Source organism: Bradyrhizobium sp. LB11.1 (genome assembly GCF_040549385.1).
In the GTDB taxonomy this organism is placed as follows: domain Bacteria; phylum Pseudomonadota; class Alphaproteobacteria; order Rhizobiales; family Xanthobacteraceae; genus Bradyrhizobium.
On record NZ_JBEPTH010000003.1, the window covers coordinates 680,027 to 692,127 of the forward strand.

General features: G+C 63.9%; 12 protein-coding genes. 5 read left to right on the forward strand and 7 right to left on the reverse strand.

Annotated features, from left to right (window positions below; all coding sequences use genetic code 11):
• Positions 1-2 precede the first annotated feature (2 nt).
• The 3 genes from ABIA96_RS10950 to ABIA96_RS10960 form a co-directional block, all read right to left on the reverse strand.
• Complete coding sequence (locus ABIA96_RS10950) at positions 3-1,760, reverse strand: NAD+ synthase (protein WP_354137044.1); 1,758 nt, start codon at positions 1,758-1,760, stop codon at positions 3-5.
• A gap of 106 nt (positions 1,761-1,866) precedes the next feature.
• Positions 1,867-2,220, reverse strand: coding sequence for a diacylglycerol kinase (locus ABIA96_RS10955; protein ID WP_354137045.1), 354 nt, complete (start codon positions 2,218-2,220; stop codon positions 1,867-1,869).
• Between the two features lie 4 nt (positions 2,221-2,224).
• Positions 2,225-3,613, reverse strand: a complete 1,389-nt coding sequence (locus ABIA96_RS10960) for a class II 3-deoxy-7-phosphoheptulonate synthase (RefSeq protein ID WP_354137046.1) — start codon at positions 3,611-3,613, stop codon at positions 2,225-2,227.
• A gap of 181 nt (positions 3,614-3,794) precedes the next feature.
• Here ABIA96_RS10960 and ABIA96_RS10965 point away from each other — a divergent pair, with 181 nt between their 5' ends.
• On the forward strand, positions 3,795-4,691 hold the full coding sequence (locus ABIA96_RS10965; protein ID WP_354137047.1) for an alpha/beta hydrolase family protein: 897 nt from the start codon (positions 3,795-3,797) through the stop codon (positions 4,689-4,691).
• A 3-nt stretch (positions 4,692-4,694) separates the two neighbouring features.
• Here ABIA96_RS10965 and ABIA96_RS10970 read toward each other — a convergent pair whose 3' ends face one another.
• Both ABIA96_RS10970 and ABIA96_RS10975 read right to left on the reverse strand, forming a co-directional pair.
• Entirely contained in the window at positions 4,695-6,005 is a 1,311-nt protein-coding gene (locus tag ABIA96_RS10970) for an ATP-binding protein (RefSeq protein WP_354137048.1), read from the reverse strand.
• The gene (locus tag ABIA96_RS10975; RefSeq protein ID WP_354137049.1) at positions 6,002-6,664 is read right to left on the reverse strand and encodes a response regulator transcription factor; all 663 of its coding nucleotides are present in this window, start codon (positions 6,662-6,664) and stop codon (positions 6,002-6,004) included. Before ABIA96_RS10975 ends, ABIA96_RS10970 begins: the two co-directional genes overlap by 4 nt.
• A gap of 227 nt (positions 6,665-6,891) precedes the next feature.
• Between ABIA96_RS10975 and ABIA96_RS10980 the strand changes: the two genes are divergently transcribed.
• The 3 genes from ABIA96_RS10980 (at position 6,892) to ABIA96_RS10990 (ending at position 8,963) form a co-directional block, all read left to right on the forward strand.
• On the forward strand, positions 6,892-7,641 hold the full coding sequence (locus ABIA96_RS10980; RefSeq protein WP_354137050.1) for a COG4705 family protein: 750 nt from the start codon (positions 6,892-6,894) through the stop codon (positions 7,639-7,641).
• Positions 7,642-7,764: 123 nt separating this feature from the next.
• A complete protein-coding gene (locus tag ABIA96_RS10985; RefSeq protein WP_502918810.1) occupies positions 7,765-8,103 on the forward strand; it encodes a hypothetical protein in 339 nt (112 codons plus the stop codon).
• 68 nt (positions 8,104-8,171) lie between these two features.
• Positions 8,172-8,963 (forward strand): COG4705 family protein, encoded by a 792-nt coding sequence (locus ABIA96_RS10990; protein ID WP_354137052.1) that lies wholly within the window; start codon positions 8,172-8,174, stop codon positions 8,961-8,963.
• On the opposite strand, the gene ABIA96_RS10995 is transcribed toward ABIA96_RS10990, so the two are convergent.
• The gene (locus ABIA96_RS10995) at positions 8,960-9,223 is read right to left on the reverse strand and encodes a hypothetical protein (protein ID WP_354137053.1); all 264 of its coding nucleotides are present in this window, start codon (positions 9,221-9,223) and stop codon (positions 8,960-8,962) included. The two genes, ABIA96_RS10990 and ABIA96_RS10995, sit on opposite strands and share 4 nt — an antisense overlap.
• 190 nt (positions 9,224-9,413) lie before the next feature.
• Positions 9,414-10,901 (reverse strand): aldehyde dehydrogenase family protein, encoded by a 1,488-nt coding sequence (locus tag ABIA96_RS11000; RefSeq protein WP_354137054.1) that lies wholly within the window; start codon positions 10,899-10,901, stop codon positions 9,414-9,416.
• A gap of 110 nt (positions 10,902-11,011) precedes the next feature.
• On the opposite strand from ABIA96_RS11000, the gene ABIA96_RS11005 reads away from it, so the two are divergent.
• Complete coding sequence (locus ABIA96_RS11005) at positions 11,012-12,094, forward strand: substrate-binding domain-containing protein (protein WP_354137055.1); 1,083 nt, start codon at positions 11,012-11,014, stop codon at positions 12,092-12,094.
• Positions 12,095-12,101 lie beyond the last annotated feature (7 nt).

Below are 12,101 nucleotides of genomic sequence, written 5' to 3' on the forward strand. Positions count from 1 at the left end.
GTTCACCCCTCGAACGCGTCGATCGAAGCCTTGCTGCCGCGCGACACCAGTGTCTCATCGGGGGCGGCCAATTTCTCGCCCAGGTCGCGAAAGCGGTTGGTGATGGGATAGCGGCGGTCGCGGCCGAAGTTTTTGCGCGTGACCTTCACGCCGGGTGCGGCCTGGCGGCGCTTGTATTCGGCGACGTTGAGGAGATGATCGATGCGGGTCACGGTCTCGCGGTCGAAGCCTGCGGCGATGATCTGGTCGAGCGGCTCCTCGCGTTCGACCAGACGCTCCAGGATCGCGTCGAGCACCTCGTAAGCTGGCAGCGAGTCCCGATCGGTCTGGTTCTCACGCAGCTCCGCCGTCGGCGGACGCGCGATGATATCGGGCGGGATCACCTCGCCCGCGGGTCCGAACGCGCCGTCGGGCTTCCATGCATTGCGCAAGCGTGCCAGCCGGAACACCTGCGTCTTGTAGATGTCCTTGATCGGATTGAAGCCGCCGTTCATGTCGCCATAGAGCGTGGCATAGCCGACCGACATTTCCGACTTGTTGCCTGTCGTCACCACCATCAGCCCGGTCTTGTTGGAGATCGCCATCAGCAGCGTGCCGCGGGTGCGGGCCTGAAGGTTTTCCTCGGTAATATCAGGCGGCAGGTTCTTGAAGATGCCGGACAGGATTGTCTCGAAGCCGGTCACAGCCTCTGCGATCGGCAAAACCTCGTAGCGGATCCCAAGATGGCCGGCGAGCTCTCCGGCGTCGGCAATCGAGTGTGCTGCCGTGAAGCGATAAGGCAGCATCACGCCATGCACCTGATCGGCGCCGAGCGCGTCGACCGCGATCGCAGCGCAAAGCGCGGAATCGATGCCGCCGGAGATGCCGAGCAGTACACCGGGAAAGCCGTTCTTGGCGACATAGTCGCGCAGGCCGAGCACGCAGGCCGCGTAGTCGGCCCGGTCGCCTTCGGGCTGCTCCGCAATCGGACCGATGCAGCGCCAATCGCCGCCGGTCCTGGTGAAGCGCAGCGTGGTGATGCTCTCGGCGAACGCCGGCAGTTGCGCGGCGAGCGATAGATCGCCATTGAGCGCAAACGACGCGCCGTCAAACACGAGTTCGTCCTGGCCGCAGACCTGATTGAGATAGACCAGCGGCAGGCCGCTTTCAGTGACGCGCGCGACGGCCACCGACAGGCGCACGTCGCTCTTGTCGCGGGCATAGGGCGAGCCGTTCGGCACCAGAATGATCTCGGCGCCGGTCTCGGCGAGCGTCTCGACCACGTTCTCGTAGTCCTCGGACTCTTCCAGCCAGATGTCTTCGCAGATCGGCACACCGATCCGCACGCCGCGCACCGTGACGGGGCCTGCCGCCGGCCCGCGCGCAAACAACCGCTTTTCGTCGAACACGCCGTAATTCGGCAGATTGCATTTGAAGCGAAGCGCCGCGATGCGCCCGCGGTCGAGCAGCGCGCAGGCATTGTAGAGCTTGCCGTCCTCGACCCAGGGCGTGCCGACCAGCAGCGCCGGGCCGCCGTCGGCCGTCTCGCGCGCGAGCGCTTCGACTGCGGCGCGGCAGGCGGCCTGGAACGAAGGTTTTTGCACGAGATCTTCCGGCGGATAGCCGGCGATGAACAATTCCGGGAACAGCACGAGATCGGCGCCGTCGGCAATGGCCTGCACACGCGCGGCACGCACCTTGGCGGCATTGCCCTCGATGTCGCCCATGGTCGGATTGAGCTGGGCGAGCGCGACCGAGAATGCGTTGAGACGTTCGGTCATGGCCAACGCACTCCGATCTCGTGACTAGAGCATGATCCGGAAAAGTGTGTTGCGGCTTTCCGAAAAAATCATGCTCAAAACAACAACCTAAAGCGCGTTTGGCGCTTTAGAGGAACCCCAATCGCTCGATGATGGCGAGGATCCAGAATGCGGCGGACATCAGCAGCGCGACGCCGACAGCGGCCGAGCCCATGTCCTTGACGCGCCCGATCTGCTTGTCGTGGTCCATGGTCAAGCGGTCGGCGAGCTTCTCGATCGCAGTGTTGAGCAGCTCGACCACCAGCACGAAGGCAACCGCACAAACCAGCTCAACCGCGCGCGTCGCGGTCGTGCCGATGAACCAGGCGAACGGCAGAGACACCAGGAGCGCGAAAATCTCCTCGCGGACAGCCTGCTCCGAGCTGAACGCAAAAGCCAGACCGTTCCGGGAGTTGATCGTGGCCTTCCAGATTCGCAGCAAGGTGTTAGAGCCCCGCTGCGAACGGCATCGGCTTGGCTTTGCCGACGCGCTCCTGCTTGAGGAGCTCCGCGACCAGGAAGGCCATGTCGATGGATTGCTCGGCATTGAGGCGGGGATCGCAAACCGTGTGGTAGCGGTCGTTGAGATCCTCGTCAGTGATGGCGCGGGCGCCGCCGATGCACTCGGTGACGTCCTGGCCGGTCATCTCCAGATGAACGCCGCCGGCATGGGTGCCTTCCGCCGCGTGGATCGTGAAGAACGACTTCACCTCCGACAGGACGCGATCGAACGGCCGCGTCTTGTAGCCTGACGTGGAGGTGATGGTGTTGCCGTGCATGGGATCGCACGACCAGACCACCACCCTGCCCTCGCGCTTCACTGCGCGGATCAGACCCGGCAGATGGTCGGCCACCTTGTCGGACCCGAAACGGTTGATCAGCGTCAGCCGGCCAGGCTCATTGTCAGGGTTGAGCACGTCGATCAGCTTCAACAACTCGTCCGGCTTCAACGACGGACCGCACTTCAGGCCGATCGGGTTCTTGATGCCGCGGAAATATTCGATATGGCCGTGGTCGAGCTGGCGGGTGCGGTCGCCGATCCAGATCATGTGGCCCGAGGTCGCGTACCAGTCGCCGGTCGTGGAATCCACGCGGGTCATAGCCTGCTCGTAGCCGAGCAGCAGCGCTTCATGGCTGGTGTAGAAATCGGTGGCGCGCAGCTCCGGATGGCTCTCGAGATCGAGGCCGCAGGCGCGCATGAAGTTAAGCGCGTCCGAGATGCGGTCAGCCAATTCCTTGTAGCGGCGGGACTGCGGTGAATCCTTGAGGAAGCCGAGCATCCATTGATGCACGCTGCCGAGATTGGCGAAGCCGCCGGTGGCGAAGGCGCGGAGCAGGTTCAGCGTCGCGGCCGACTGGCGATAGGCCATCAGCTGCCGCTGCGGATCCGGCACGCGCGCGTCCTTGGTGAAGGCGATGTCGTTGACGATGTCGCCGCGATAGCTCGGCAGTTCGACGCCATTGATCTTCTCGGTCGGCGACGACCGCGGTTTTGCAAACTGGCCGGCGATGCGGCCGACTTTCACCACCGGCACCGCGCCGGCATAGGTGAGCACCACCGCCATCTGGAGCAGCACGCGGAAGAAGTCGCGGATGTTGTTGGCGCCGTGCTCGGCAAAGCTCTCGGCACAATCGCCGCCCTGGAGCAGGAAAGCGTCGCCAGCCGCAACGCGGGCCAGCGACTTCTTCAGATTCCGCGCCTCGCCGGCGAACACCAGCGGCGGAAAGGTTGCAAGCTGCGCCTCGACGTCGGCCAGGGCCTTGGCGTCGGGATAATCGGGCACCTGTAGCACCGGCTTGCTGCGCCAGGACTCGGGCGTCCACCGCTCGGACATCGCAATCTCTCCGTGAAGCAAAAAGTGCAACCTGATCTATGGGTTGCGAGGGCCGCCTTATACACAGGCTGGCACGACACCGCCAGTTGTAAATCCCTTTTGCAACGCAAACCCTTGCGAGCAAAGCCGAATTCGCATTTGCTAGGGATGGCAGAGGAAACGGACAACACACCTTCCACCCATGGACGCGGCACCGGACGACGTTTTCATCGACGAGATCAGCTTCCCGGCGACCGACGGGTATGCGCTGACCGGCACTCTGTTCCTGCCGCGCGGGGCCAAGCGCCATGCCGTTCTGATCAACTCGGCGACCGCCGTCCCGCGAAAAATCTATCGCGGCTTTGCCTCCTATCTCGCCCATCGCGGCTGCGCGGTCATGACTTACGACTATCGCGGCATCGGCGACTCCCGGCAGCCGGCGATGGTCGGTTACAACCAGCCGAAATCGCTGGTCGGCTTCAAGGCCTCGATGTCGGACTGGGCCGCGCTCGACGTCACCGCCGCGGTGCGCTGGATGCGCGAGCGCTACACCACCCAGCCCTTCGCCTATGTCGGCCATTCCTTTGGTGGTCAGGCACTCGGGCTGATCGAAAACAACACTGAAGTTTCGCGCGCCATGTTGCTGGCCTCGCAGGCCGCGACCTGGCGGCTGATGACCTCGCCCGAGAAATACCGCGTCTTCGCCTTCATGAATTTCGTCGGTGTACCGCTCGCCCACGCGCTTGGCTACGCGCCGGGCTGGGCCGGCATCGGCGAGGATTTGCCGAAGGGCGTCTTCCTGCAATGGGCCGACTGGGTCTCGAGCCCGCGCTATCTCTTCGATTCCAAACTGCCGGCGCTGGAGAATTTTGCGAAGTTCAAGGGCGAGCTGCGCGCGCTCTGCTTCTCCGACGATCCCTGGGCGACGCGGCCGGCGGTCGAGTTGCTCACATCCGGCTTCACCGCGATCAAGCCGGAGGTGCTGACGGTCAAGCCGTCCGACGTCGGCGCCAAGGCGATCGGGCATTTCGGCTTCTTCCGTCCCGAGCACCGCGACACGCTGTGGCGCGGCGTGGCGGAGTGGATCCAGGGGGAGTGAGGATCAGACGGCGGCCGCGGGCAATTTGACCAGAACCCGCAGTCCGGTTCGCCGAGGCTCAGTGACATTCACAGCCTCAATCGATCCGCCGAGCCGATCGACGATCCGCTTGACGATCGAGAGGCCGAGACCGACGCCGTCGCCTTCCGGACGCTGGCCACGGAAGAACGGCTCAAAAATCCGGCCGATCTCCTCGGGGGCCACGCCGGGACCGGTGTCCTCGATTTGAAGCACGGCCGTCGCACCATCCTGGTAAATTACCACATCGATCCTTCCCCCCACCGAGGTGAACCGGAGCGCGTTATCGATGAGATTGCGTATCATGGCCGCAAGCATGGCGGGCTCGCCGCGAACTGGAGTGGGCTCGGCGCGTTCAAAACCCAGATCGACGTCACGGCCGATCGCCTGCTGCAGGAGATCGGCGATCACACCTCTCGCTACGCCATCGAGCTCCACGATCTCCCATTGCGTGCGATCGAGCGGCGCAGCGTCATGCCGTGCCAGCGCAAGCAGCTGTTCCAGAAGATGCTTGCTGCGCAGCATGCCCTGCCGGAGCACCGCAAGGCGCTCGCGCGCCGTCGGCGGCAATTCGACCTGATCGAGATTCTCGGCTTGCAGGCTCAGTGCCGTGAGCGGCGTTCGCAATTCGTGCGCAGCATCGGCGATGAACCTGCGCTGCTGCTCCATCATGTCGTGCATGCGCCGCAACAAGCCGTTGATCGAAGACACGAATGGGTTGAGTTCGCTTGGGAGGTCGCGCAGCGGAAGCGCCGTCATATCGTCGGCACGTCTGGCATCGAGTTCGTCCGCCAGCCGCACCATCGGGCCGAGTGATCGCGCAATGACAAAAGCGATCACCAACATCAGGCAGGGGATCAGCGCGGCGATCGGAAGCACAGTGCGGAATGCCATGTCGCCCGCGATCTCATCCCGAACTCCCGTGCTCTGCGCTACCGCAAAACGGCTACCGTCGGACCGCGTCCGCAACACCACACGAATAGGCTTTCCTTTTCGCGTCGCGTCGCGCATCCCATCCTGCAGCCGCCACAGCAGACGCTCTTCGGGCGCGCCCTGCGGCGCCCTGCCCAATTCGATCAGCCAGACTTCGGAATCCTCATCGACGCCATGGAGATCCCGGGCTCCGGTAAGACCACCATTCTGAACAAGGCCGGCGATCTGGATCAGCACCGAATCCTGCGTTTCGATGGCTTCGTCGAACGCCCAGCGGTGCGCAAAGACGCCTCCCACGAGGCCCGTCAACAGGACGACCGCCGTCAAGCTGATGAACAGACGGCCCCGCAGCGACCTGATCATGATGCGCGATCCACCATCCACCCCATGCCGCGCACGTTGCGGATCGCCTCCGCGCCGAGTTTCCTGCGGATGCTGTGGATCAGGAATTCGACCGCATTGCTTTCGACTTCCTCGTTCCAGCCGTAGAGCTGCCGCTCCAGCTCGCTCCGCGACAGGATGGTGCCGGGCCGCATCAGCAAGGCCTGGAGCAGCGAGAACTCGCGTGCAGTCAGGAGGGACGTTTGACCACACAGCGAGGCCTCGCGGGTCGCAGGATCCAGGCTGAGCTTGCCGTTACCAAGCACAGCGGGCGCACCGCTACCTTCACGGCGAAGCACCGCGCGCATCCGGGCCAGCAGCTCGCGGATCTCGAACGGTTTCACGAGATAATCGTCAGCGCCGAGATCGAGGCCATCGATCCTGTCGTCGATGGCATCGCGTGCCGTCACGATGATGATGGGAAGCTTCCGGCCATCCGCGCGCAGCCGCCGCAGAATGTCACGACCGTCAGTATTCGGCAGGCCGAGATCGAGCAGCATCACCTCATAGGACTCGCTCGCCGCAGCAAGCAGCGCGGTGTCGCCATCCCTGACCCAGTCGACCGCGTAAGCCGCATCCTTCAGCGCCTGCTCGACAGCGGCGCCAACCATCCTGTCGTCCTCGATCAGCAGCACCCGCAAAATCGATCCTCAAAGCACTGCCGGACCATCCGGCCTTCAAATCCTGCCCATTCCGACTTAGCGCAGAGTTAGGAACCGCCAGCAGGCTCAAATTGCGGCGAAAGCCGCTAGGCCGGAAAATTTCTCATCCCTAAGTCGGGCCTAAGTCCTCCGCGCGACGGTCCGATACCGCTTCGGCATTGGGAGATTTGGGCGTGTCGCAATATTCAGCCTTGGGCGCAAGACAGATGCTGAACAAGGTTCCGGAGGTCACCGCGATCTTCTGGGCCATCAAGATCCTCTCGACGACGGTCGGTGAGACCGGCGCCGACTATCTTGCCGTGCATGTCGGGCTGGGCGCCAGCCTGACCGCCATCTGCATGACCGGCCTGCTGATTGCCGCACTGCTCGCGCAACTGCGCCGACGCGCCTATGTGCCCTGGATCTATTGGCTCACCGTCGTTCTCGTCAGCATCGTCGGCACGCAACTCACGGACCTCCTGACCGACAAGCTCGATATCAGCCTCTACATCAGCACCGCCGCCTTTGCCTGTGCGCTCGCTGCGACCTTTTCGGTCTGGTACGGCGTCGAGCGTACGCTGTCGATCCAAAGCATCGTCACGACGCGGCGCGAGCTGTTCTACTGGACGGCGATTCTATTCACGTTCGCGCTCGGCACCGCGGCCGGCGATCTTGCGACCGAGGCACTCGGGCTCGGTTTCCAGCTCGGCGTCGTCGCATTCGGCGCGCTGATCGTGGCGGTGGCTGTCTCCTACGCCATCGGCGGCAATCCTGTCCTGACCTTCTGGCTCGCCTACATCCTCACCCGCCCGCTTGGCGCCTCGCTCGGCGATCTGCTGTCGCAGTCGCGCGAGTATGGCGGCATCGGCCTCGGCACGATCCAGACCAGCATCGCCTTCCTCACCGTGATCGTCGGCCTCGTCGCCTGGGTGACGTTCGAAGGCAACGGCTCCGGCCGCACAGATCCCGCGCAGTAACTCCTTCCCAGTCCTCACCGCCCGCCTGCACTAAAGCAGGAACCACCACAGGAGAAACCACAGATGAAACTCATTCCCGCTATCGCCGTTTGCCTCGTAACGATATTTGCAGGCGAACCAGACATGCACGCAAGCCAGCGCATCACCTTCGTGCCGCTTGCGGAGGCCGCGACCGCGAAGCTCGGCGATCTCACGCCCTTTCGCAGCATCGTGGTCGATGTCGCCGCCCTGATCGACAAGGGCGACCTTCCCGGCGCCAAGACAAGGATCAAAGATCTCGAGACCAAATGGGACGAGGCCGAGGCGGGTCTGAAGCCGCGCGCGGCCGCCGGCTGGCACACCGTCGACAAGGCGATCGACCGCACGCTGGAAGCGCTGCGCGCCGGCACACCGGATGCCGCAAAGTGCAAGCAGGCCGTCACCGATCTGCTCGCGATCATGGATAGCGTCGCCAAAGCGTGAGGCTTCCACTCACCGGTTCCCGCCAGGCGCGGACGAAGGTTCGCGGCTGGGGCTGCAAAGAGGACATCATGGACGATTATACGAAGAGCAATGCCATCATCAGCGAGAGCAAGGTCCCCGAAGTCACGCTCGGCTTCTGGATCATCAAGATCGCGGCCACGACGCTGGGCGAGACCGGCGGCGACACCGTCACGATGACGCTGAACTGGGGTTATCTCGCGGGCACATGCTTGTTCCTGGCAGCGATGATCATCCTGGTCGCCGCGCAGATTCGCGCGCGCAAATTCAATCCGGCGCTGTATTGGGCGACCATCGTGGCCTCGACGACGTTCGGCACCACCATGGCCGATTTCGCCGACCGCTCAGTGGGGATCGGCTATACCGGCGGCTCGACGCTGCTCCTCACCTGCCTCATGCTGGTGCTCGGTCTCTGGTATCGCGCCGAGGGAACCATCTCGGTCAACAGCGTCAGCACGCCGCGGGTCGAGGCCTTCTATTGGGGCGCGATCACGTTTTCGCAGACACTCGGCACCGCGCTCGGCGACTGGATCGCAGACACCGGCGACCTCGGCTATCGCGGCGGCGCGCTGGTCTTCGCAGCCGGGCTTGCCGTCATTGCCGCACTCTATTTCTGGACCCGCGTCTCTCGCGTCACGTTGTTCTGGGCCGCGTTCATCCTGACGCGACCACTGGGTGCGACCGTCGGCGACTTCCTCGACAAGCCGCTCGATCATGGCGGACTTGCCCTGAGCCGACCGCTGGCCTCGGCCGTGATCGCCGTGTTCATGGTGGTCTGCGTGCTGCTGATCCCGCAGCGCGCGGGACAGCATCCGGGTAACCAATCAGCCGAGCGCGCTTAGCGGATGATCGTCGTCAGAGACGAGTAACGCTTGTTCGGCTTGGCCTCGGCCGCAGAGAATTGCGCAAAGGCGTCGCTGACGCGAATCGCTGGCGGCGTATCGTTGGCGAAGCGGAATTCCTTCGGCCGCGGCGCGTAGAAGCTGGCGGTGTAATAAGAATCGTCGAAGCGCGCTTCGCCGACGCCGAACAATGCGTCGCAGACGAACAGGAACGCGTAGACTCCCGCGACCGCAGCGACGATCTCCTTGAGAACTGACATGCTGGATGCCCCACCCTTTTGCCGTGAGGATGCACGCCGGTTCCAAAGCCGAGGTTTAAGGTGACCCGGTACTTGTCCGCAGGGTTTGCCGCCACTGAGCGCATTACAGACAATTTTATCGATCTCGAAAAAGAGAGCCCGCCTGACCGGGCGGATCAGGCGGGCTCCAGGGTTGGCCGCTCGGGAGGTATCAGACGGCCAAATTCATCCAGATAGCCTTGGGCTCGGTGAAATTGTCGAGCGCCGCGGTGCCGTGCTCGCGGCCGAGGCCGGAATCGCGCTCACCACCCCAGGGCAGCCGCACGTCGGTGTAGCCATAGGTGTTCATCCAGACCGTGCCCGCGCGCGCCCGCTTGGCGAAGCGCTGCAGCTTGCCGATATCGCGGCTCCAGACACCGGCGGCGAGGCTGTAGGCCGTGCCGTTAGCGATCCGTAACGCATCGGCTTCGTCCTTGAACTTGATGACGCTGACGACCGGCCCGAAGATCTCCTCCTGCGAGATCCGCATTTCGTGCGCGACATCAGCGAACACCGTCGGGCTGATGAAATAGCCGCGCTCGCCGACCCGCTGACCGCCGGTCACGAGGGTCGCGCCTTCCTTTTGGCCGATGTCGACGTAGTCGAGGATCGACTTCATCTGTTTCTCGGAGATGACCGGGCCGAGCGCGGTCTTGCGATCGAGGGGATCGCCGATCTTGAGCGATTTGGCGCGCGCCGCGATCCGCTCGACGACCTCGTCATAGACCCTCTCCTGCACCAGCACGCGGGAGCCGGCCGAGCAGACCTGACCCGCGTTGAAGAAAATGCCGGAGCCGGCCGCCTTGCTGGCCGCTTCGAGATCGGCATCGTCGAAAATGACGTTGGCCGATTTGCCGCCGAGCTCGAGCGAGACGCGCTTGAAGTTGCCAGCCGCGCCCTTCATGATTCCGCGTCCCACACCGGGCGAGCCGGTGAAGGTGACCTTGTCGACATCGGGGTGATTGACCAACGCATCACCCACGACACGTCCGGGACCTGTGACAACGTTGAAGACGCCCGCCGGCAGGCCGGCTTCGAGCGCGAGCTCGGCGATGCGCAGCGCCGACAGCGAGGTCAGCTCGGCCGGCTTCATCACGATGGTGCAGCCGCAGGCCAACGCCGGGGCAAGCTTCCACATGCCGATCATCAGCGGGAAATTCCACGGCACGATCGCCGCGACCACGCCGACCGGCTCACGCACGGTATAGGTCAGAGCATCGTCGCGCACAGGCACGACGTCGCCGCTGATCTTGTCGGCCCAGCCCGCGTAGTAGATCAGCGTGTCGACGGCCGCCGGAAAGTCCTGGCGCATCGTCGCCGAGATCGGCTTGCCGGCATCGATCGACTCCAGCTCGATGATTTCGTCGGCATGTGCTTTCAGCAGATCCGCCCAGCGCAGCAGGATCTGACCACGCTCGGAGGCGCGCATCGTCCGCCACGGGCCTTCGAAGGCGCGGCGGGCGGCAGCCACCGCATGCTCGACATCGGCCTCGTTGCCTTCGGCGACGATGGCAATGACCTGCCCAGTGGCGGGATTGAGGGATTTGAAGGTCCGGCCGGAGCTCGCGGGGACGCGGCGGCCGTCGATGAGCAGATGCTGCGGCCGGGCCATGAATTCGGTGGCCGGCGAGTGTGCAAAGTCATATGCAACAGACTTCATATTTTCTCCAGTTCTGGTATACCAGACTAGGCGCCTACTGGCCGGAGTAAATATGATATGGATTGCAAATGGACATCCAACATATGAAGTCAATTTCATAAGGAGAGGGAATGCTTCAGATCGAGATCGAGGCCGTCTGGCGGTTTCGCCATGAGGGCAGCCCACGGACCGCTGTCATCATGATCGGCATCCTCAACGAGATCCGGAAGACCGGAAAGATCACGAGCGCGGCCAGCGATGCGCACCTGTCCTACCGGCATGTCTGGAATCTGATCGAGCAATGGTCGGAGTTCTTCGGAACCCCTCTGGTCGAGACCCAGCGCGGCAAGGGCTCGAAGCTCACGCCGTTCGGCGAGCGGCTGGTGTGGGCCGGCGAGCGCATGCAGGCGCGGCTTGGGCCACAGCTTGAAAACCTCGCACAGGAGCTCGCGAGCGAGATCAAGCCGTTCCTCGAACAGCGCCCGGCCGTGATCCGCGTCCATGCGAGCCACGGCTTTGCGGTGGCGAAGTTGCGCGAATTCCTCGATCGCGAGCCCGGCATCGGCGTCGATCTGCGCTATGTCAGCAACCAGCATTCGCTGGTTTCGCTGGCGCAAGGTGCCTGCGATCTCTCCGGCCTGCATCTGCCGCGCGGCGAACTGCGCGCCCAGGGCATCAAGGCCGCGCGCGAATGGCTCGACCCGCGCGAGGACCGCGTCATCAATTTCGTGACGCGCGAGATGGGGCTGATGGTCGCGCGCGGCAATCCGTTACGGATCGCCTCGCTTCGCGACTTGACCGACCCGAAAGTTCGCTTCGTGAACCGCGATCACGATTCCGGTACACGTCTCCTGTTCGACCGCCTGCTCGCCGCGCAAGGTGTCGACCAGAGCAGGATCAACGGCGCGCAGCAAATCGAGTTCACCCATGCGGCGGTCGCAGCCTACGTCGCGAGCGGCATGGCCGATGCAAGCTTCGGCGTCGAGGCCGCCGCCCGCCAGTTCGGTCTCGATTTCATCCGGGTCCTCACCGAGGATTATTTCTTCGTCTGCAAGCGCGCCTTCCTGGAGACGGAACCGATGCGACGCATCCTCGACATCATCCGCAGTCACGATTTTCAGGCGGCCGTCGCTGCCCTGCCCGGCTACACCCTGTCCGATACGGGCGAAGTCTCCGGCGTAAAGGCGTTTCTGGAGATGCATTCCGCGCGGTGACACCGCA

Coding starts and splice junctions, on each gene's coding strand:
- ABIA96_RS10985 (WP_502918810.1), top strand. CDS start 7,765: ATGCACGCAAGCCAGCGCATCACCTTCGTGCCGCTTGCGGAGGCCGCG.
- ABIA96_RS10960 (WP_354137046.1), bottom strand. CDS start 3,613: ATGTCCGAGCGGTGGACGCCCGAGTCCTGGCGCAGCAAGCCGGTGCTA.
- ABIA96_RS10970 (WP_354137048.1), bottom strand. CDS start 6,005: ATGATCAGGTCGCTGCGGGGCCGTCTGTTCATCAGCTTGACGGCGGTC.
- ABIA96_RS10980 (WP_354137050.1), top strand. CDS start 6,892: ATGCTGAACAAGGTTCCGGAGGTCACCGCGATCTTCTGGGCCATCAAG.
- ABIA96_RS10990 (WP_354137052.1), top strand. CDS start 8,172: ATGGACGATTATACGAAGAGCAATGCCATCATCAGCGAGAGCAAGGTC.
- ABIA96_RS11000 (WP_354137054.1), bottom strand. CDS start 10,901: ATGAAGTCTGTTGCATATGACTTTGCACACTCGCCGGCCACCGAATTC.
- ABIA96_RS11005 (WP_354137055.1), top strand. CDS start 11,012: ATGCTTCAGATCGAGATCGAGGCCGTCTGGCGGTTTCGCCATGAGGGC.
- ABIA96_RS10950 (WP_354137044.1), bottom strand. CDS start 1,760: ATGACCGAACGTCTCAACGCATTCTCGGTCGCGCTCGCCCAGCTCAAT.
- ABIA96_RS10965 (WP_354137047.1), top strand. CDS start 3,795: ATGGACGCGGCACCGGACGACGTTTTCATCGACGAGATCAGCTTCCCG.
- ABIA96_RS10995 (WP_354137053.1), bottom strand. CDS start 9,223: ATGTCAGTTCTCAAGGAGATCGTCGCTGCGGTCGCGGGAGTCTACGCG.